The sequence below is a fragment of the Novosphingobium sp. SG720 genome, from assembly GCF_012275365.1.
Taxonomy (GTDB): domain Bacteria; phylum Pseudomonadota; class Alphaproteobacteria; order Sphingomonadales; family Sphingomonadaceae; genus Novosphingobium; species Novosphingobium rhizosphaerae.
In genome coordinates, this window is the sequence record NZ_JAAZQN010000001.1 from 1,365,163 (window position 1) to 1,384,958 (window position 19,796).

At 66.0% G+C, this 19,796-nt stretch carries 16 protein-coding genes; 11 read left to right on the forward strand and 5 right to left on the reverse strand.

The genetic code is table 11. From position 1 onward, the window contains the following. Positions 1–4: 4 nt before the first annotated feature. From guaB to FHW94_RS06185, 3 genes are all read left to right on the forward strand, one after another. On the forward strand, positions 5–1,462 hold the full coding sequence (gene guaB, locus FHW94_RS06175; RefSeq protein WP_168554812.1) for an IMP dehydrogenase: 1,458 nt from the start codon (positions 5–7) through the stop codon (positions 1,460–1,462). Further along, a complete protein-coding gene (locus FHW94_RS06180) occupies positions 1,459–2,640 on the forward strand; it encodes an RsmB/NOP family class I SAM-dependent RNA methyltransferase (RefSeq protein WP_168554813.1) in 1,182 nt (393 codons plus the stop codon). The genes guaB and FHW94_RS06180 overlap by 4 nt, the downstream gene beginning before the upstream one ends. A gap of 65 nt (positions 2,641–2,705) precedes the next feature. After that, positions 2,706–3,212 carry a hypothetical protein gene (locus FHW94_RS06185; protein ID WP_246865901.1) on the forward strand — a complete coding sequence of 169 codons (507 nt, stop codon included), beginning with the start codon at positions 2,706–2,708 and terminating at the stop codon, positions 3,210–3,212. Between the two features lie 156 nt (positions 3,213–3,368). Here the strand turns inward: FHW94_RS06185 and FHW94_RS06190 are convergent, their stop codons facing one another. Together FHW94_RS06190 and FHW94_RS06195 are read right to left on the reverse strand one after the other, a co-directional pair. Beyond that, the gene (locus FHW94_RS06190; RefSeq protein WP_168554815.1) at positions 3,369–3,857 is read right to left on the reverse strand and encodes an RNA pyrophosphohydrolase; all 489 of its coding nucleotides are present in this window, start codon (positions 3,855–3,857) and stop codon (positions 3,369–3,371) included. Positions 3,858–3,874: 17 nt separating this feature from the next. Further along, positions 3,875–4,858: an alpha/beta hydrolase gene (locus FHW94_RS06195; protein WP_246865902.1), complete on the reverse strand. Its 984-nt coding sequence runs from the start codon at positions 4,856–4,858 to the stop codon at positions 3,875–3,877. 123 nt (positions 4,859–4,981) lie between these two features. On the opposite strand from FHW94_RS06195, the gene FHW94_RS06200 reads away from it, so the two are divergent. Beyond that, positions 4,982–6,349 (forward strand): deoxyribodipyrimidine photo-lyase, encoded by a 1,368-nt coding sequence (locus FHW94_RS06200; RefSeq protein WP_168554816.1) that lies wholly within the window; start codon positions 4,982–4,984, stop codon positions 6,347–6,349. Positions 6,350–6,385: 36 nt separating this feature from the next. On the opposite strand, the gene FHW94_RS06205 is transcribed toward FHW94_RS06200, so the two are convergent. The 3 genes from FHW94_RS06205 to purF form a co-directional block, all read right to left on the reverse strand. Next, positions 6,386–6,736 (reverse strand): PilZ domain-containing protein, encoded by a 351-nt coding sequence (locus FHW94_RS06205; RefSeq protein ID WP_168554817.1) that lies wholly within the window; start codon positions 6,734–6,736, stop codon positions 6,386–6,388. Between the two features lie 168 nt (positions 6,737–6,904). Next, positions 6,905–7,636 (reverse strand): SDR family NAD(P)-dependent oxidoreductase, encoded by a 732-nt coding sequence (locus FHW94_RS06210; protein ID WP_168554818.1) that lies wholly within the window; start codon positions 7,634–7,636, stop codon positions 6,905–6,907. Between the two features lie 2 nt (positions 7,637–7,638). Beyond that, positions 7,639–9,117: an amidophosphoribosyltransferase gene (purF, locus tag FHW94_RS06215; protein WP_168554819.1), complete on the reverse strand. Its 1,479-nt coding sequence runs from the start codon at positions 9,115–9,117 to the stop codon at positions 7,639–7,641. Positions 9,118–9,424: 307 nt separating this feature from the next. Between purF and FHW94_RS06220 the strand changes: the two genes are divergently transcribed. The 7 genes from FHW94_RS06220 to dnaE all read left to right on the forward strand — a co-directional run bounded on the left by FHW94_RS06220 (position 9,425) and on the right by dnaE (position 19,791). Continuing rightward, a complete protein-coding gene (locus tag FHW94_RS06220; protein ID WP_168554820.1) occupies positions 9,425–11,197 on the forward strand; it encodes a sensor domain-containing diguanylate cyclase in 1,773 nt (590 codons plus the stop codon). A 154-nt stretch (positions 11,198–11,351) separates the two neighbouring features. Then, positions 11,352–12,593: a lipoprotein-releasing ABC transporter permease subunit gene (locus FHW94_RS06225; protein ID WP_168554821.1), complete on the forward strand. Its 1,242-nt coding sequence runs from the start codon at positions 11,352–11,354 to the stop codon at positions 12,591–12,593. A 7-nt stretch (positions 12,594–12,600) separates the two neighbouring features. Continuing rightward, entirely contained in the window at positions 12,601–13,275 is a 675-nt protein-coding gene (locus tag FHW94_RS06230) for an ABC transporter ATP-binding protein (RefSeq protein ID WP_168554822.1), read from the forward strand. A gap of 86 nt (positions 13,276–13,361) precedes the next feature. Next, entirely contained in the window at positions 13,362–13,628 is a 267-nt protein-coding gene (locus tag FHW94_RS06235; protein ID WP_168554823.1) for a hypothetical protein, read from the forward strand. Positions 13,629–13,708: 80 nt separating this feature from the next. Continuing rightward, entirely contained in the window at positions 13,709–14,209 is a 501-nt protein-coding gene (locus tag FHW94_RS06240; RefSeq protein ID WP_168554824.1) for a glutathione peroxidase, read from the forward strand. 74 nt (positions 14,210–14,283) lie between these two features. Further along, positions 14,284–16,122 carry a DUF885 domain-containing protein gene (locus FHW94_RS06245; RefSeq protein ID WP_168554825.1) on the forward strand — a complete coding sequence of 613 codons (1,839 nt, stop codon included), beginning with the start codon at positions 14,284–14,286 and terminating at the stop codon, positions 16,120–16,122. A 60-nt stretch (positions 16,123–16,182) separates the two neighbouring features. Further along, on the forward strand, positions 16,183–19,791 hold the full coding sequence (dnaE, locus tag FHW94_RS06250; protein ID WP_168554826.1) for a DNA polymerase III subunit alpha: 3,609 nt from the start codon (positions 16,183–16,185) through the stop codon (positions 19,789–19,791). Positions 19,792–19,796: the final 5 nt, after the last annotated feature.

Genomic DNA, 19,796 nt, shown 5'->3' on the forward strand with positions numbered 1-19,796 from the left:
TAACATGGATATCCCTCTCGGCCTTACCTTTGACGACGTTCTGCTGCGTCCGGCCGAGTCAGACATCCTGCCTTCGCAAGCCGATACCCGCACCCGCCTGACCAAGGCGATCGCGCTGAACATTCCCGTACTCTCGTCGGCGATGGACACCGTGACCGAGGCCGACATGGCCATCGTCATGGCCCAGCTTGGCGGCATCGGCGTGCTGCACCGCAACCTGTCGGTCGAGGAACAGGCCGCCGCGGTGCGCGCGGTCAAGCGCTATGAAAGCGGCATGGTCGTCAACCCGATCACTATCGGGCCCGATGCCACGCTGGGCGATGCCCAGGCGCTGATGAGCATGCACCGCATCAGCGGCATTCCCGTGGTGGAAGCCGGTGGCAAGCTGGTGGGCATCCTGACCAACCGCGACGTGCGCTTTGCCGCCAACCTGGCCCAGCCGGTGCGCGAGTTGATGACGCACGAAAACCTCGCCACGGTAAAGCTGGGCACGAGCGGGGACGAAGCGCGCCGCCTGCTGCACCAGCGCCGCATCGAAAAGCTGCTGGTGGTGGACGATGCCTATCACTGCATCGGGCTGATCACGGTGAAGGATATTGAGAAGTCCGTCACTTATCCCAACGCCACCAAGGATGCCGCCGGGCGCCTGCGCGTGGCGGCGGCCACCACCGTGGGGGAAAAGGGCCTGGCCCGCACCCATGCCCTGGTCGATGCGGAATGCGATGTGATCATCATCGACACCGCCCATGGCCACAACCGCGACGTGGCGCGCGCCGTGGAGGCGGTGAAGAAGCTGTCCAACGACGTGCAGGTGATTGCCGGCAACGTTGCCACCGCCGAAGCGACCCGCGCGCTGATCGATGCCGGGGCTGACGGCATCAAGGTGGGCATCGGGCCCGGCTCGATCTGCACCACCCGCATCGTGGCGGGCGTGGGCGTGCCGCAGTTGACCGCCATCATGGAATGCGCGGCCGAAGCGGAAAAGTCCGGCGTGCCGGTGATCGGCGATGGCGGCCTGCGCACGTCGGGCGATGCGGCCAAGGCGCTTGCCGCCGGGGCCAGCTCGATCATGATCGGTTCGATGCTGGCTGGCACCGAGGAAGCGCCGGGCGAAACCTTCATTTACCAGGGCCGCGCCTACAAGGCCTATCGTGGCATGGGTTCGGTGGGAGCCATGGCGCGCGGTTCGGCCGATCGCTATTTCCAGCAGGACATCAAGGATTCGATGAAGCTGGTGCCCGAAGGGATCGAAGGCCAGGTGCCCTACAAGGGGCCGGCCAAGGATGTGGTGCACCAACTGGTGGGCGGCATCAAGGCGGCCATGGGCTATACCGGCAGCGGCACGATCGAGCATCTGCGCAAGAATGCCAAGTTCGTGCGCATCACCAACGCGGGCCTCAAGGAAAGCCACGTCCACGACGTGACGATCACGCGTGAGGCGCCGAACTACCCCACCCGGTGACGCCGGCCGCGCGGGTTCAGGCCGCGATCGACATTCTTGACGAAGTGATCGCGGCCGCGCGCGGGCAGGGGGCTTCGGCCGACCGGCTGGCGGCCGAATGGTTTCGCCAGCGCCGCTTCGTGGGGTCGAAAGACCGCCGCGCCATTCGCGAACTGGTCTGGGCGGCAATCCGCGTCTGTGGCGATGTGCCCGTATCGGGGCGCGCTGCGGTGCTGGCGCTGGCGCAGGGCGATGCCGCCCTGGCCGCGCTGTTTGACGGATCGACTTATGGCCCCGCGCCGATCCGCGCCGGAGAGCCGGTGGCAACGGGCGGGGCCATGCCGGGCTGGCTGGCGGCAGAAATGGCCGCGTCGGGCCTTGATGCGGCGGAACAGGGCGCGCTGCTGGGCCGTGCGCCGCTGGACCTGCGCGCCAATACCTTGAAGATCGACCGCGAAAGCCTGGCCGCGCGCCTGCCGGTGGCGGCCGATGCGACGGCGGCGCCCCACGGGCTGCGCCTGCCCGTGGGGACGCAGGCGGAAACCTGGCCGGAATTCGCCCAGGGCCTGTTCGAAGTGCAGGACACCGGCAGCCAGATCGCGTGCCAGGCACTGGACGCGCAGCCGGGTGAGAGCGTTGTGGACTTGTGCGCCGGGGCCGGCGGCAAGACCCTGGCACTGGCGGCTGCGATGCAGAACACCGGCCGCCTGCTGGCCTGCGATATCGACCGGGCACGCCTACAGCGCCTGGCCCCGCGTGCCGAGCGGGCCGGGGCCCTGGTCGAAACGCGGCTGCTCAATCCGGGGCAGGAAAATGCGATCCTGGCTGATTGGCAGGGACAGGCCGACGCCGTGCTGGTGGATGCGCCCTGTTCGGGCACGGGTACCTGGCGGCGCAATCCCGAGGCGCGCTGGCGCCTGACGCCGGCGGCGATCGCACGCTATGGCCAAATGCAGGCCCATGTCCTGGCCGTGGCGGCAGGGCTCGTGCGGCCCGGGGGGCGGCTGGTCTTCATCACCTGCTCGCTGATCGATGCCGAGGGCGCCGATGGGCTGGCCGCGTTCCTGGCGACTCATCCCGGGTTCAGGTGCGAACCGCTGGATATGGCGGTGGGCCGTCCGCATCGTGGCGGTTGGCGTTTGTCTCCGTATCATGACGGTACGGACGGGTTTTTCTTCGCGCGGCTGGTGCGTCTGTGATAGACCCATCGGCCATGAGGGTGGTCTATCGCCGTGGTGAGCAGTCCCGGCTGAAGGAGTTCTTGATGCGCTATACGCCCGCGGCCCTTGCGCTGTCCCTGCTTGTGGCCGTGACCGGCAGCATTGGTTCGGCCCGCACCAGCGATCCTCTCGATCCGCGTGCACAGGCGCTGTTGCAGGATGGGCGTGCATCTTTGGCCAAGGGCGAAGTTGACGCGGCGACCGACAGCCTGGAAGCGGCCCTGGCGATCGACCCGGCCAACCCCGGCATCCTGGTTGCGCTGGGCGATGCTTCGCGCCAGGCCGGCCTGCAGGGCAAGGCGATCCACTATTATCGCAACGTGCTGGAGCGCGAGCCCAACAATCTTTCCGCCATTGCCGGCGAAGGCGCCGCGCTGGCCGAAAAGGGCGCGGTGGACAAGGCCAAGGCCAGCCTTGCCAGGCTGGAGGGCCTGTGCGGCAAGGCTTGCCCGGAAACGGCCGTGGTCAGCAAGGCGCTGGCCGCCGGGCCCAAGCCACAGGTTGTGGCAGTCGAGACGGTGACGCCCAAGCCGGAAGTGCAGGCGAACTGAGGTTTTTGGGGTGGAGTTGGGTCTTTGGCGTCGGTCCAAGGCTTCCACCACCCCCAACCCCCTCCTCTGAAGAGAAGGGGGAGTGGAAGGGTTAAGCCCCATCCTCTTTAGAGGAGGGGGCTGTGGGTGGCGCGAAGCCTTGCACAACCCCGCCGATCAAATCAGTGCGCGGAATTCGTCGACGACTTGGCGGTAGACGCGGCGTTTGAACGGCACGATCAGATCCGGCAACTGTTCGGGATCCACCCATTTCCATTCGCAGAATTCGGCCGGGTCGTGGGCATCGAGCACCACGTCGCTGTCCTGCCCGTTGAAGCGCAGCAGCAGCCAGGACTGGCGCTGGCCGCGATAGCGGCCATGCCACAACTTGCCCACCAGTTCGGGCGGCAGGTCGTAGAAATGTTCCTCGCGACTTTGCGCCAGCACGGTGACGTGATCGGCGGTCAGGCCGGTTTCCTCATGCAGTTCGCGCATCGCGGCAGGCACGAGTTCCTCGCCCTCGTCGATGCCACCCTGCGGCATTTGCCAGGCATCGCCTTCCTTGTTGTCGATGCGCTTGCCGACGAACACGCGGCCTTGGGGATTGACGATCATCAGCCCCACGCAAGGGCGATAGGGAAGAGCGGCAAAGGGGTCCGCACTCATCGATAGGTGGTCCTTGTTCAAGCAGTCGGGCGCAGGGCGTCGAGTACACCGCGCAAGCCCGACAGGATCGCGTCCAGATCGGTCTGCGCGCTGGGGATCGCCTTGCGCACCTGGATAAAGCCGTGGATCGTTCCTGTGCGTTCCATGAACACCAGGGGCGATCCGGCGCGTGCCAGGGCCGCGCCGTAGACCCGTCCGCTATCGCGAATCGGATCAAGGCCTGCGGTCACTAGCACTGTGGGGGGCATCTGGTCATGCCCGCTGTTGAGCGGAAAGGCGCGCGGGGCACCATCGGGCGCGGCATAGGCTTCGCCAAACCATTGCATAACCTTGGCATCCAGCAGGAAGCCTTCGGCAAACTGGTGGAACGAGGCATGGCCTGCCACGGCATCGGTCAGCGGATAGATCGGCACTTGCGCGATCACCGGGGCGGCCGCCGGCTGCGCAACCAGCGCCTGGGTGACGACGATCGCCAGGTTGCCACCGGCCGAATCGCCGATCGGGACAAGGCCGGTCACCGTGCGGCCCAGCGCATCGGGGCTGCCGGCAATCCAGCGGGCGGCCGCTTCGGCATCGTCGGGCGCGGCGGGAAAGGGATGCTCGGGCGCGAGGCGATAATCGACCGCGATCACCGGAAGATCCACTTGTGCGGCAATGTCGGTGCACACGTGGTGATGGCTGTCCAACCCGCCCAGAACGAACCCGCCGCCATGATAGAACACCAGCACCGGGCCAGGCTCGCGGCTTTCGCGGCTGTCATACAGGCGCAGCGGAATGTCGCCCGCCGGGCCGGGGCACGCCAGGTCCCGGATCACGGCGAGGGGCCGTGGCGGCAGGTCGGCCAGCTGCTGCATGGCGACATAGGCGGCGCGGGCCTGGTCCAGGGGCATCTCGTGCATGGCCGGCACCCCGCTGGCAGCGGCCTGGCGCAGATAGTCGAGGAAGGCCTGAACATCCGGGCGGACGACCACATCGGGGTGAACGGAAGGCAGATCGGCCAAGGCGGGTTTCTCCGGTTGCGGCGCACGGCGTGCGGCGCGGGGGACGCTGTACAGCACACCCTGCACCAAGGGGCAGGGTGCTGGCCATGGCCAAGTGCGTCAATAGCCGCCACATAGCAGGGCATGACGAGCCCAACAATTGTCTGGCTGCGCCGCGATTTGCGCCTGCACGACCAGGCGGCCTTCGTGGCCGCGGCGGCAGCCGGCGGCCCCGTGATCCCCGTTTACGTGCTGGATGACGATAGCCCCAAGCATCGCCGCATGGGCGCGGCATCGCGCTGGTGGCTGCACCACAGCCTGCATGCGCTGGACCAGCAACTGCGCGCGATCGGGTCACGCCTGATCCTGCGGCGCGGGAAATGCGACGCGGCGCTCGCCGCGATCCGCCGGGAAACCGGTGCGCGCGTGGTGCATGCCCTGCATCATTACGAACCGTGGTGGCGCATGGCCGAGCGCGCGGTGGGCAAGGCGTTCGACTTGCGGCTGCACCATGGCAATTTCCTGCTGCCGCCCGGCACGGTGCAGAACGGCAGCGGCCAGCCTTACAAGATCTATACGCCGTTCTGGCGCGCCAGCCTGCAGCAACTGCCGCCGCCACCGCCGCAGCCCGCCCCGCGCCAGCTACCCGCCCCGGCATTCTGGCCAGCGAGCGACAATCTGGCCGATTGGCAGCTCTTGCCCACGAAGCCGGACTGGGCCGGGGGCATGCGCGAAACCTGGACGCCGGGCGAAGCTGGCGCGCAAGAGCGGCTCGACGCCTTCGTTGGCCGTGCCGCGCGCTATGACCAACAGCGCAACCTGCCGTCATGCCCCGGCACGTCGATGCTGTCGCCGCACCTTCATTTCGGGGAGATTTCGCCGGCCACGGCCTGGCACGCGGTGGCCGATGCAGGCGGCAGCGTGGACGTATTCCTGAGCGAACTGGGCTGGCGGGATTATGCCCAGAATCTGATCCTGCAATGCCCGGACTATGGCGTGCGCAACGGCCGCGAAGCGTTCGACGCCCTGCCATGGCGCCACGCGCCCAAGGATCTGGCCGCCTGGCAACAGGGGCGAACCGGCTATCCCATCGTCGATGCGGGCATGCGGCAGTTGTGGCATACCGGGTGGATGCACAACCGCGTGCGGATGATCGCGGCCAGTTTCCTGATCAAGCACCTGCTGATCGACTGGCGCGTGGGCGAGCAGTGGTTCTGGGATACCCTGGTCGATGCCGATTACGGCGCCAATGCCACCAACTGGCAATGGGTGGCCGGCAGCGGGCTGGATGCCAACATGTTCGTGCGGATCATGGCGCCGCTGACGCAATCGGCCAAGTTCGATGCGGCGGCCTATATTCGCCAATGGGTGCCCGAACTGGCCGGGCTGGACGATGCCGAGATTCATGATCCACAGCGCCGCCCTGGCGGATATCCGGGCAAGATCATCGATCACGCCCAGGCCCGTGCCCGCGCGCTGGCAGCCCATGGCAAGATGAAGGAACACGGCTGACGCAGCGGCTGGGCTGCTGCGTCACGCGTGGTCGGGTCAGCGTTCCGGCACGCCTTCGTCGCCGCTGTAGCGCAGCAACAGGGCATCATGTTCACGCTGCGACAAGAGGTTGGCAAACGCGCAACCCACCAGCCCGGCGTGCCACCATACCACGTCAGCCTCGCGCGATTCGAGGCCGGGGAGGGTGAGATAGACCTTGCTGCCTTGCGCGATGCGAGCCGGCGCGAGCGCGGAGAAGCCGGCAAGCGAAAGATCGAGCACCAGCGTCTGGACCGCCCGTGCGCCATGGCGGCGCAGTTTGGACGGAATGACGAGGCGTGAACGAGGAGCGCAGCGATCGTCGCTGGCGGCTGCTTCGTAGTTTTCCTGCCATTTGATAGTTGGCATCGGCCGTGACCCGCTGATCGATTCGACACGGCAACGGATCGCTGCCGTTGGCGAAGCATGAGCAAATTGGCTTACCAGCAGGTTAACGCCAGCGCGCCGATCCTAAGATTTCCTACGATGGCAATCTTTTACAAAACGCCGCATTGCACAATGCGCGTTTGGCATCGTTCAGGCCGGGGCGTCCACGCGCTCGCGATGCGGGCTGGCGAAATCCTCTGCCGCCAGCGCAGCGATGCGCGCGGCAACCGTTTCGGGCGGCTTGACGCTGGATGGATTTTCGCCGGGATAGGCCTTGGCCCGCATCTTGGTGCGCGTGGCACCGGGATCGACGATGGCCACACGAATGCCGGAAATTGCCGCCACTTCCTGGGCATAGCTGGCCAGGAGATTGTCGAACGCGGCCTTGGTGGCGCCATAGGCCCCCCAATAGGCGCGCGGCTGCGCGCCGACGCTGCTGGTCAGCCCGATCACGCGGGCATCCTGGCTGCCCTTGAGCAGGGGATGGAATGCGCTGATCAGTGAATGCGTGGCCAGCACGTTGAGCGTGATGGCGCGGCTGAAATCGCGCGGCTCGATCTGCCACACCGGGGTGAGGGCGGGCAGCACGGCGGCGTTGATCACCAGGATATCGAGCGCGACCCAGCGTTCCGAAATCGCGGAAGCGAGGCGGGCCACGCCATCGGGTTCGGCCAGGTCCACCGGGGCAATGGTGGCATGGCCACCAGCCTGGAAGATTTCGTCTTCCACCTTTTCCAGCTCGGCCGCGTCACGCGCCACGAGCACGACATGCGCGCCCGCCGCGGCCAGGGCCCGGGCCGTGGCGGCGCCGATCCCGCGACTGGCGCCAGTGACCAGCGCCACGCGCCCGGCGAGCGGGGTATTTGCATCGGTGGCGGCCACGGTCAGGCGACCTTGGCCGGCTTGGCCTTGAGCTTGACCGGCGAACAGCCCGGATCGCGCTCGCCCAGGTCGGTCAGACGCGTGGGATAGTCACCGGTGAAGCAGGCATCGCAATATTGCGGGCAGGCGCTGCTGCGCTGCGCTTCGCCAACGGCGCGATAGAGCCCGTCGATCGACACGAACGCGAGGCTGTCGGCCTGGATGAATTCGGCCATGGCGGCAATGTCCATCCGCGCGGCCAGCAGCTTGGACCGCTCGGGCGTGTCGACCCCATAGAAGCACGAATGCTCGGTCGGCGGGCTGGCGACGCGGAAGTGCACTTCGCGGGCACCGGCCTCGCGCATCATCTGCACGATCTTGAGGCTGGTGGTGCCGCGCACGATCGAATCGTCGATCAGCACGATGCGCTTGCCCGCCACCAGGGCGCGGTTGGCATTGTGCTTGCGCTTCACATCGGCGTGGCGCGCGCCGTCAGACGGCTGGATGAAGGTGCGGCCGACATAGTGCGAGCGGATGATGCCCAATTCGAACGGAATGCCCGATTGCTGGGCATAGCCGAGCGCGGCAGGCACGCCGCTGTCGGGCACGGGAATGACCAGATCGGCATCGGCCGGGTTTTCCAGCGCCAGCTGCATGCCGATGGCCTTGCGCACTTCATAGACCGAGCGGCCACCCAGGATGGAATCCGGGCGGCTGAAATAGACATGCTCGAAAATGCACGGGCGTTGCGGCGTATCCCCGAACGGGCGGTGCGTCTGGATCGAACCGTCGAGCGCCACCTGGACGAGTTCGCCCGGCTCAACTTCGCGCACCATGTCGGCGCCAACCACGTCGAGCGCGACGCTTTCACTGGCAAAGATCACCGCATCGCCCAGCTTGCCCATGACCAGCGGACGGATGCCGAGCGGATCGCGGCATGCGATCATGCCTTCGGGCGTCATGCAGATCAGCGAATACGCGCCTTCGACCAGGCGCAGCGCATCGACGAAGCGATCGAGCAGCGTGGGATAGCGGCTGGTGGCCACAAGGTGGATGATCACTTCGGTATCGGAAGTGGACTGGAAGATCGCCCCCTTCTGCACCAGATCATGCTTGAGGAACATGGCGTTCGAGATGTTGCCGTTGTGCGCGATGGCAAAACCGCCGGCCGCCAGATCGGCAAACAGCGGCTGCACGTTGCGCAGGCCCGAACCGCCCGTGGTGGAATAGCGTACGTGGCCTGCGGCCATCATGCCCGGCAGTTCGGCGATCGCCTGGCCGCTGGAAAAGTTCTGCGCGACATGGCCGATGCCACGGCGGGAATAGAATTCCTGCCCGTCGAAGCTGGTGATGCCCACCGCTTCCTGGCCGCGATGCTGCAGGGCATGGAGCCCCAGCGCCGTTATCGCCGCCGCGTCGCGCGCGCCCAGCACGCCGAAAATGCCGCATTCCTCGCGCAGCTTGTCGCCGTCGCGGTCCTCGAAGGGGTTGGTGGTGATCATCTGTCTCGCAAGCGCTCGCGCCAAAGACTCGCACCGGTGCGAAGTGCCCCGGCCGAGCAATGCGGCCCATGTGGCGACGTTTGCCGGTAAAGGCAAGGGCGCGCGCGGCAGGCTGCATGGGATGGCCGCCATTGAGCAAAAATTATCTCCTGCTGTCATATGCTTGGCATGACGCGGCGCTTACGGTGCAGGTGGTTTGAAAAATTTTACCATCAAAACGGCCGTAAGGGGCGGCTCTTAGCCCTGAATTAACCATTTGCTGGCCAATATATGCGCCATGCAAACGACGGTTCCCCCCCGGCCACGCATGGCCATAACCCCGGCAGCTTCGCTGCGCGCCGCCATCGTGACGGGACTTGCCTTTTTCATCAGCGCCTTCGTTGCCGTGCACTACAGCCGGCTGAGCGGCGGTGTGGCCATGGTGTGGCTGGCCAATGCGATTCTCGCGGCGCGGCTTCATGCCCTGCCGGTGCGGTGTTGGCCCGCCACGATCCTGGCATGCGCAGTGGCCGGGCTCATGTTGACCAGCCTGTTCGGGCTGGGCTGGCGGGCTGCGCCGTTCCTGACCGCGGCGAACCTGTTCGAAGGCGTGGCAGCGGCCGCAATCCTGCGCCGCATCACCCGGTCGCATTGGCCCGACGATACCGCCGAATGGATGGCCGGCTATAGCCTGGGCATTGGCCTGGCGGTGCCTCTGCTGGGCGCGGCGGTTTCGGCCATCACGCTCTCGCTGGTGGCGGGCTTGCCGATGCGGGTCAATTTCGTCGATTGGCTGATCGGCCATTCGCTGGGCCTGCTGATTTTCCTGCCCTGCGGCAGCCTGGTGTGCATGGCGTGGCAAACGCGCGAGCCATTGCTGCCCCAGGGCGCAGGCACGCGGGCCATGCTGCTGGCCGGGACCATGGCCGTGCTGACGCTGGCGGTGTTCATGCAGACCGCGCGCCCGCTACTCCTGTTTCCCTTGCTGCTGGTGGTGTTCGGCGGGATATGGGCCAACGCTTTCGTTGCCCTGATGCTGCCGATGATCCTGGCGACCTTGGGCGGGCTGCTCACGCTTTACGGCCACGGCCCGATTGCCGACATGCAACCATCGCCCACCGATCTCAACGTGCTGGCCGGCCGCTTGCAGTTCTTCCAGGTCTATCTTGGCGTCACCGTGCTGTGCGTGCTGCCGATCGTGGCCGAGCAGGAGCGCCGCCGCCGCCGGATGCGCGATCTGGCGCATAGCGAGGCCCGCTATCGCCTGCTTTCCGACCATGTCAGCGACGTGATCATCCACATGGCCCGCAGCGGCACGATCCGCTACGCTTCGCCGGCGATCACCCAGTTGACCGGCCATGCGCCCGAACAGCTTTCCGGCGTGGATTTCCGCCAGATCGTGGTGGAAGAACATCGCGCCGCTGTTGCCGCAGCATGGAACGCGGCCGTGGCCAGCCCTGGTGAACCGGTGGCTGTGGAATATCTCAGCCTGCCGCTGGGCGGACCGAGCCGGTGGTTCGAAACCCATTTCCGCGCGGTGACCAACGAAACCGGCGATGTCGATGGCCTGGTTTGCGTCACGCGCGACATTGCCCAGCGCAAGCGCATCGAGGAAGACCTTTCGCGCGCCGCGCTGACCGATCCCCTTACGGGCATTCCCAACCGCCGTGCCTTTTTCGAAACGGCAGAGCGGGTGGGCGCAAGCGGCGTGCCATCGGCCCTGGCGGTGATCGACATCGACTATTTCAAGCTGGTCAACGATCGCCATGGCCATGCGGTGGGTGACCGGGTGCTGCGCGCCTTTGCCGAAACGGCCGTGGCGGCGGTGCGCTCCACCGATTTCGTGGCGCGCATCGGCGGCGAGGAATTCGCCGTCCTGCTGCCCGATACCGAACTGGTCCATGCCGAAAAAGTGTGCCAGCGCCTGGCCAAGGCGGTCAACGCCCTGGCGGTGGACACGCCGCAGGGCCAGGTGAAAATCACCATAAGCGCCGGCATCGCGGCGCTGGGCGCCCATCCCGATGCCGCCCTGGCGGCAGCCGACAGCGCGCTGTATCGCGCCAAGGCCGAGGGCCGCGCCCGCCTGCGCGTGGCGGCCTGACGGGCTTGCGACAACCCGCGATCGAGCGGGAACCGAACCGGCCGCGCGCGATTGGGCAGGGGCGTCTTGCCCTGCCGCGCCCGCCGTCCTAAAGCGTCGCGCGACAATTCGTTCGCCATTGCCCGTCCCGTTCCAGCGCGAAAGTGTGCCGCCTTTGATCCTCTCGCCATTCGAATGGACCATCGCCAAGCGTTACATGCTGCCGGGACGCGGGGAAGCGTTCATTGCCATGGTCGCCGGGATCAGCCTGGTCGCGGTGATGCTGGGCGTGGCTGCGCTGGTCATTGTCATGAGCGTAATGAACGGCTTTCGCGCCGAACTGCTCGACAAGATCGTGGGCCTCAACGGCCATGCCGTGGTGCAGGCCTATGGCGGCCGGCTGGATGACTGGCAGGAAATCCTGGCCAAGCTGGAAAAGACCCCTGGCGTCACCCGCGCATCGCCGCTGATCGAGCAGCCGCTGCTGGCCAGCTTCAACGGCCGGGTGGAAGCGATCCTGGTGCGCGGCAACACGCCCAAGGACATCAACCGCCTGGGCGACAAGCTCAAGGCTGGCAGCCTGGCGGCCTTGCAGCCGGGCAGCAACAACGTGGCGATCGGTTCGCGGCTGGCAGAAAGCCTGGGCGCGCAACTGGGCGATACGATCACGATCATCAACCCGGCCGGGCGCTCCACCCCGTTCGGTACGGTGCCGCGTCAGGTGGGCTATCGCGTCGCCGCGATCTTTGAGATCGGCGTCTATGACTATGACAACGCCTTCGTCGTCATGCCCATTCCCGACGCGCAGACGCTTTTGCTCACCGGCGATTCGATCGGCATGATCGAAATCACCACGACCAATCCCGATACGGTGATGACCACGCTGGGCCCGCTGAAAAAGCAGCTGGAGGGCCGCGCGCAGATCACCGACTGGAAGACGCTCAACGCCAGCCTGTTCGAAGCCCTGGCGGTGGAACGCGTGGCGATGTTCGTGGTGCTGTCGATCATCGTGCTGGTGGCGGTGTTCAATATCCTTTCGTCGCTGATCATGCTGGTGCGCGCCAAGACGCGCGATATCGCGATCCTGCGCACGATGGGGGCCTCGCGCCGCAGCCTGCTGAAAATCTTCATGGCCATCGGCTTTGTCATCGGCGCGCTGGGCACGGCGGTGGGATTGCTGCTGGGCTTCGTGTTCCTCTATTTCCGCCAGCCGATCGTGCATTTGGTGGAAATCGTTACCGGGCAGAACCTGTGGGACCCTTCGATCCGCTTCCTCACCGAACTGCCCAGCCGCAGCGATCCGGTGGAAATCATCGTGATCGCGCTGATGGCCCTGGTGCTCAGCTTCCTGGCCACGCTCTATCCCGCGCTCAAGGCGGCGAGCACCGATCCTGTGCAGGTCTTGCGCTATGAGTGAGCCCGCCATGAACGAACCGGTCGTCCGTTTGCGCAACTTGCGCCGCAGTTTTGAGCAGGGCGGGGTGCGCATCGACGTGCTGCGCGGCGTCAACCTCGATATCCGGCCTGGCGAGATCGTGGCCCTGCTCGGGCCATCGGGATCGGGCAAGTCCACCATGCTCCAGGCTGTGGGCCTGCTCGAAGGCGGGTTTGAAGGCATGATCGAGATTGCCGGCACCGATGCCGCCGCGCTCAATGGCGACGCGCGCACCGTGCTGCGGCGCGATCACCTGGGCTTCGTCTATCAGTTCCACCACCTGCTGCCCGATTTCAACGCCACCGAAAACGTGATCCTGCCGCAGCTGGTGTCGGGCAAGGGCGAGCGCGCCGCGCGCGAGCGGGCAACCGAACTGCTCACTGCGCTGGGGCTGGGCCATCGCCTGGATCACCGGCCGAGCCAGCTTTCGGGCGGAGAGCAGCAGCGGGTGGCCGTGGCGCGCGCGCTGGCCAATCGCCCCGCGCTGGTTCTCGCCGATGAGCCGACCGGCAACCTGGATGAAGCCACGGCCGATCGCGTGCTGGACGAGTTCCTCAAGCTGGTGCGCGGTGAAGGCAGCGCCGCGCTGGTGGCCACGCACAACGAACGCCTCGCCTTTCGCATGGACCGGGTGATGCGGTTGCACGAAGGTGTGCTGGAATAAGCTCCGGTTCAGATGCGTCTTGCTTTCCTGCGGAAACCGACAAGGGCCATATGCGTTTGTCGGGGACCCAAGGAGGGTTTTATCAGATGAATACCACGATCCGTGCCGAATCCCGCGATGGCGCACACGACTTCTGGAACGATCATGCCACGATCGTCACTCGTGAAGCCGCCGGCAGCGTCCTGCATGCCTTTGGCGTGCTACATTCGGGAACCTTTGCCGAAATGGTCCGCCTGATGGGCCGCATGCCCGAAGCGGACCGCGCCGAACTGATCATCGAAAAGTCCGGCGATCGCCATTATGGCCCGGCCGAAGCGCTGCAATTGTTCAAGCGGGCTGATTTCCCGCTCTGACGGCAGCAGCCTGCTAGCATTGATTTCGGGTGTCATTACGTGACAATACGGATGGCCGTGGACCGGCCCGGAGCAATGCCATGACAGCGACGGATACAAGCCCGCAGACAATTGCCGATTTCGATGCGCGTCTGCCCAATGGCGAGCGTATCAGTTTGGCCGACCGGTTGGGCAAAGTCGTGCTGGTGGTGAACACCGCGTCCAAATGCGGTTTCACCCCGCAGTACGAAGGGCTGGAAGCGCTTTGGCGCAAGCACCGCGATGCCGGTTTTGAAATTCTTGCCTTTCCCTGCAACCAGTTCGGCGCCCAGGAACCGGGCAGCGCGGAAGAAATCGAAAGCTTCTGCAAGGTCAACTTCGGCCTGAGTTTCCCCCTGATGGCCAAGGTGGACGTGAACGGCGACCATGCCGAACCCCTTTTCGACTGGCTCAAGGCCGAGGCACCCGGCGTTCTGGGCACCAAGGCGATCAAGTGGAACTTCACCAAGTTCCTGATCGACCGCCAGGGCCGTGTCGTGCGGCGCTATGCCCCATCGGACCGGCCGGAATCGCTTGAGGCGGATATCGTCGCGCTGCTTTAGGTTCTGTTGGTTTCGGTTGTAAGCAACTGGACTTTTTGCCAAAACCCCCGGCAAGCAAAGATCAGGGGGCAATCATGACCAAGCCATTCCACGCCATGCTGGCCGCAACCGCTATGGCTCTCTGTCTTCCTGCGGCGCCGGCCATGGCCAAAGCTGCGTCAGCGGCGGCACCCGCTGACGCAGCGGTGCAAGACACGCGGCTGGCAGCCTTCCTCGACAAGGAGTTTGACGCGGAACTGGCATTGCGCCCGCAGCTTGCCACGCGCCTGGGCCGCAAGGAAGGCATGGACCGGCTGGACGACAACAGCGACGCCGGCATCTTGCGCCGCCTGGAATGGCGCCGGGGCAGCGTGGCGCGGATGAAAGCCGCATTCATGCGCGATCGGCTGTCGGCCGAAGGGCGTATCAACTACGATATCTGGGCGCTGGAACTGGAGCGGGCCGAACTGCAATACCGCTTTCGCCGCTATCAGCCGCCGTTCTATTCGTTTCTTTATTCGGCCCATGCCGAAGTGCCGAACTTCCTGATCAACACCCACCTGGTGCAGGATGCGGCCGACATGGCCGCCTATATCGCGCGGGTAAAAGCCACGCCCGCGATGCTGAACACCGCCATTGCCCAAAGCACGCAATCGGCCGCGATCGGCGTGCTGCCGCCGCGGTTTCAGCTGGAGCGGGTGATTTCGGGTAGCCAGGGGCTGATCACCGGGGCGCCGTTCGATGATGGCGCGCCGTCGCCGCTCTGGGCCGATGCCCAGGCCAAGATTGCCAAGCTGGTAACGGCCAAGGCGATTTCAGCCGACCAGGCCACCGCGCTCACCGCGCAGGCGCGTGAGGCGATCGTGGCGCTCAAGCCCGCCTATCAGCGTGTGATTGCCTGGGCGCAGGCCAGCTTGCCGAACGCCAAATCCGGCGTGGTGGGCGCCGGCACGCTGCCGGGCGGGGCGGATTGGTACGCCGCCGCGCTACGCCTCAACACCACGACCGCGCTGACGCCAGAGCAGATCCACCAGACCGGCCTTGCCGAAGTGACCCGTATCAACGCGGCCGAAGATGCCCTGGCCCGCAAGGCCGGCTTTGCCGATGCGGCCGCGCTCCGGGCCGATCTGGTGGCGAAGGACCCGCCGCGCCCGTGGACCGACGAATTGCGCGCCGCGCGCCTGGCCAAGTCCAACGCCATCGTCAATGCCAACCGCGCGCTGCTGCCCAAGCTGTTCACCGCGCTGCCCGCCTATGGCACCGAAGTGGTGCGTGAGCCCGCGTTCAGCGAAGTGGCCGGCGGCGCGGCCCATGCCGCCTATGCCAGCGCCGATGGCAAGCGACCGGGCCGGGTGTGGCTGCACATGCTGGGCGAGAAAGACCCCGACGCCACGCTGTACACGCTGATGTGCCACGAAGGCATTCCCGGCCACCTGATGCAGGGCGATATCCAGGTGCGCCAGACCGGCACGCCGCAGTTCCGCAAGGCCTATACCTATGTCGCTTTCAACGAAGGCTGGGCGCTTTATGCCGAGCGGCTGTGCAGCGAGATGGGCGCGTTTCCCGATGCCGCGGCCGATCTGGAGCGGCTGGACGCCGAACTGTTCCGCGCCGCGCGCCTGGTGGTGGATACCGGCATCCACGCCAAGGGCTGGTCGGAAGACCAGGCGGTGCAATACCTGATCGATACCGCGCACTTGCCGGCGCAGCAGGCCCGGTCGGAAGTGCGCCGCTATATCACGCTGCCCGGCCAGGCGACGGGCTACAAGGTGGGCATGCTGCAGATCGTGGCCCTGCGCGAAAAGGCACAAGGCGCGCTCGGCGCCAGGTTCGACTTGCGCCGGTTCAACGACCTGGTGGTGAGCGCCGGCTCGGTGCCGCTCTCCGTCCTGGCCGAACGGGTCGACGCGTGGGTGGCGGCGCAAGGCGCGTAATCTGTTGATGAGGGCGCGCCCCCTCTCAAAAAGGTGCAAAGGGCGTGCTATCTTCCAGTCATGGCCTTTGCACCCTTTGTCCCGCTGCGCGTCTTTTCGTCGTACACCATGCTGGATGGGGCGATCGACCCCAAGGCCATTGCCAAGACAGCGGAAAAACGCGGCTTTCCGGCCATTGCCATCACCGATCGCAATGGCCTTTACGGCAGCGCCGCCTTTGCCAAGGCGTGCAAGGACGGCGGGGTGCAGCCGGTCATCGGCACGATGCTGGCCGTTGCCCGGCCCGAGCGCGGCGGCGCTTCGGCGCCCGGCTTTGGCCCGCAGGCGCCCACCATCGATTGGCTGGCGCTCTATGCCCAGGACGCGCAAGGCTATGACAACTTGTGCCACCTCGTCAGCCGGGCGCACCTCGATCGTCCGCTGGAACATGCGCCGCATGTGCTGCTGTCTGATCTGGAAGGCCATACCGACAGCCTGATCTGCCTGACGGCGGCGGGGGAAGGCGCGCTGGTACGGCTTCTGGCAGGCGGACAGCAAACTGCGGCGGACAGCTATCTCGAAAAGCTCAAGACGCTCTTCCCGGGCTCGCTCTATCTTGAAGTGGTGCGGCGCAACGAGGCGGCGGAGGAAGCGGCCGAAGAGGCGCTGATCGCGATGGCCTATGCCCACGATCTGCCGCTCGTGGCCACGAATCCGGCGTGCTTTGCCGACGCCGGTTTCTATGACGCGCACGATGCCATGCTGTGCATCGCCAGTTCCACCCATGTGGACAGCCCCGATCGGCCGCGATCATCCAAGCACTGGTGGATCAAGCCGGTCGAGGCGATGCAGGAGCTGTTCGCCGACCTGCCCGAGGCACTGGCCAACACCCTGGTGGTGGCGCAGCGCACCGCGTGCATTCCGCCCAAGCGCAAGCCGATCCTGCCCAGCCTGGCCGGTGACCAGAAGGGCGAGGCGCTGGCCTGCGCGCGCGACAGCCGCCTGGGCCTGGTCGCACGGATGCGGCCCTATTACCCCGAAAGCTGCCACGGCGAACTGGCGCAAGTGCTGTGTCTTGAGCCGGAGGAAACGCCGCAGGCGGCCGACCATCCCGAACTGGTGGCGGCGGGCGCCTGGGACGAAGTGCTGGAATACCGCCAGCGCCTGGAATTCGAGATCGCGATCATCAACCGCATGGGCTTTGGCGGTTACTTCCTGATCGTGGCCGACTTCATCAAGTGGGCCAAGGACCACGACATTCCGGTGGGGCCGGGGCGTGGTTCGGGCGCCGGCTCGCTGGTCGCCTGGGCGCTGACCATTACCGACCTCGATCCGATCAAGCTGGGCTTGCTGTTCGAACGCTTCCTCAACCCGGAACGCGTTTCGATGCCAGACTTCGACATCGACTTCTGCGAAACGCGGCGCGGCGAAGTGATTCGCTATGTCCAGGCCAAATATGGTGCCGATCACGTGGCGCAGATCATCACCTTCGGTAAGCTCAAAGCGCGCGCCGTGCTGCGCGACACCGGGCGCATCCTGCAGATGAGCTATGGCCAGACCGACCGGCTGTGCAAGATGGTGCCCAATCATCCCACCGACCCGTGGACGCTGGAGCGCGCGCTCAACGGCGTGGCGGAATTGAAGCGCGAGTATGACCGCGATCCCGAGGTCAAGCGCCTGATCGACCTGGCGCGCCAATTGGAAGGCCTGCCGCGCAACAGTTCCACCCATGCCGCCGGCGTGGTGATCGGAGACCGGCCGCTCGCCCAACTCGTGCCGCTCTATCGCGATCCCCGGTCCGACATGCCGGTGACGCAGTTCGACATGAAGCATGTCGAGGATGCCGGCCTCGTCAAGTTCGACTTCCTTGGCCTCAAGACCCTGTCGGTGCTGCGCAAGGCGGTGGACCTGCTCGCCAAGCGGCAGATCTCCATCGATCTTTCGCTGCTGCAACTGGACGACAAGGACGTCTACCGCCTGCTCCAGGTGGGCGACACGGTCGGCGTGTTCCAGCTGGAATCCGAAGGCATGCGGCGCACCCTGGCGGCGGTGAAGCCCACCAACTTTGGCGACATCATCGCGCTCGTTTCGCTCTATCGCCCCGGCCCGATGGACAACATCCCCTTGTTCGGGCGCCGCAAGAACGGGTTGGAAGCCATTGAATACCCCCATGAAAAGCTCTCAGGCATTCTGGCCGAGACCTATGGCATCTTCGTCTACCAGGAACAGGTGATGCAGGCGGCGCAGATCCTGGCGGGGTACTCGCTGGGGGACGCAGACTTGTTGCGCCGCGCCATGGGCAAGAAGATCCAGGCGGAAATGGACCAGCAGCGCACCCGCTTCGTGGCGGGTTGCAAGGAAGTGTCGCAGATCGAGGCGGGCAAGGCCAACGAACTGTTCGACTTGATCGACAAGTTCGCCGGCTATGGCTTCAACAAGAGCCACGCGGCCGCCTATGCCCTGCTCGCCTACCACACCGCCTGGTTCAAGGCGCACTATCCGCATGAATTCTACGCCGCTTCGATGTGCTTCGACATGCACCAATCGGAAAAGCTCAACATCTTCGTGGATGACATGCGGCGCAACGGCGTGGCCCTGGCCGGGCCGGACATCAACCATTCCGAAGCCGAATTCACCGTTGAGCGCACCGCCGATGGCCATGCCGTGCGCTATGCCCTGGCGGGCCTGCGCAACGTGGGTGAAAAGGCGATGGACGCCATCGTGGCCGAGCGGGAGGCCAATGGCCCGTTCGCCACGCTGGACGATCTGTTCAAGCGCATTCCCGCCGGATCGATGAACCGGCGCCAGCTGGAAGCCCTGGCCGCGGCCGGCGCGCTCGACGGGCTGGAACCGAACCGCGCCCGCATCATCGCCAACGCCGAATTGCTGATGGCCGTGGCCGACGAGGCCGTGCGCAGCCGCACCTCGGGCCAGGGCGGCCTGTTCGGCGGCGACGGGCACGACCAGCCCGCCACGCGCCTTGCCGAAACCAAGCCGTGGAGCCGTGCCGACCAGATGGCGGCGGAGCGCGAGAACTTCGGCTTCTATTTCGCCGCCCATCCGGTGGAGGAATATCGCGCCGTGGCCAGCGCCAATGGCGCGCGCACCTATGGCAGCCTGATGGCAGGATCGGGCGATGGCGCCAATGGTGGGAGTGGCGGGGCTGCGCGATCGGCCGCAGTGATGGCGGCGCTGGTGGAAAACGTCCAGAAGCGCAAGACCAAGCGCGGCAAGGACTTTGTCATGGCCGACTTTTCCGACAGCAGCGGGTTGTTCACCGCCTCGTGCTTTGAAGAAACCCTGGTCGATGATTTCGTCACCTGGGCGCGCGAGGGCACCTGCGTGCTGCTCAATGTCGAACTCGACCGGCCCAACCCGGACGAGCCGCCGCGCGTGACCGTGCGCGGGGCAAGGCCGCTGGCGAGCGTGACCAGCGCAGCGCGCATGCACCTGACGCTCGACGTGCTGCGCGAGGATGCCATGCGCGAACTCGCGCTGCTGCTGCCGCGCGAGCCCGATGCCAAGGGCGAAGTGATCGCCCGCCTGCGCACCGCCACCGGCGCCCAGCCGCGCGTGCGCCTGGGCCGCAATTTCAAGCTCGACAGCGACCTGATCGAGCGGCTGATGCCGATCGAGGGGCTGGCCAACCTGGCGCTGACCGCCAAGGCCGACCTGCGACTGGTGTCATAAGCATA

Excerpts from the sequence above, each read along its gene's own strand:
- guaB (WP_168554812.1), top strand. The coding sequence starts at position 5 with ATGGATATCCCTCTCGGCCTTACCTTTGACGACGTTCTGCTGCGTCCG.
- FHW94_RS06230 (WP_168554822.1), top strand. The coding sequence starts at position 12,601 with ATGAACGAACCGGTCGTCCGTTTGCGCAACTTGCGCCGCAGTTTTGAG.
- FHW94_RS06185 (WP_246865901.1), top strand. The coding sequence starts at position 2,706 with ATGCGCTATACGCCCGCGGCCCTTGCGCTGTCCCTGCTTGTGGCCGTG.
- FHW94_RS06190 (WP_168554815.1), bottom strand. The coding sequence starts at position 3,857 with ATGAGTGCGGACCCCTTTGCCGCTCTTCCCTATCGCCCTTGCGTGGGG.
- FHW94_RS06200 (WP_168554816.1), top strand. The coding sequence starts at position 4,982 with ATGACGAGCCCAACAATTGTCTGGCTGCGCCGCGATTTGCGCCTGCAC.
- purF (WP_168554819.1), bottom strand. The coding sequence starts at position 9,117 with ATGATCACCACCAACCCCTTCGAGGACCGCGACGGCGACAAGCTGCGC.
- FHW94_RS06240 (WP_168554824.1), top strand. The coding sequence starts at position 13,709 with ATGACAGCGACGGATACAAGCCCGCAGACAATTGCCGATTTCGATGCG.
- FHW94_RS06235 (WP_168554823.1), top strand. The coding sequence starts at position 13,362 with ATGAATACCACGATCCGTGCCGAATCCCGCGATGGCGCACACGACTTC.
- FHW94_RS06205 (WP_168554817.1), bottom strand. The coding sequence starts at position 6,736 with ATGCCAACTATCAAATGGCAGGAAAACTACGAAGCAGCCGCCAGCGAC.
- FHW94_RS06245 (WP_168554825.1), top strand. The coding sequence starts at position 14,284 with ATGACCAAGCCATTCCACGCCATGCTGGCCGCAACCGCTATGGCTCTC.
- FHW94_RS06220 (WP_168554820.1), top strand. The coding sequence starts at position 9,425 with ATGGCCATAACCCCGGCAGCTTCGCTGCGCGCCGCCATCGTGACGGGA.
- dnaE (WP_168554826.1), top strand. The coding sequence starts at position 16,183 with ATGGCCTTTGCACCCTTTGTCCCGCTGCGCGTCTTTTCGTCGTACACC.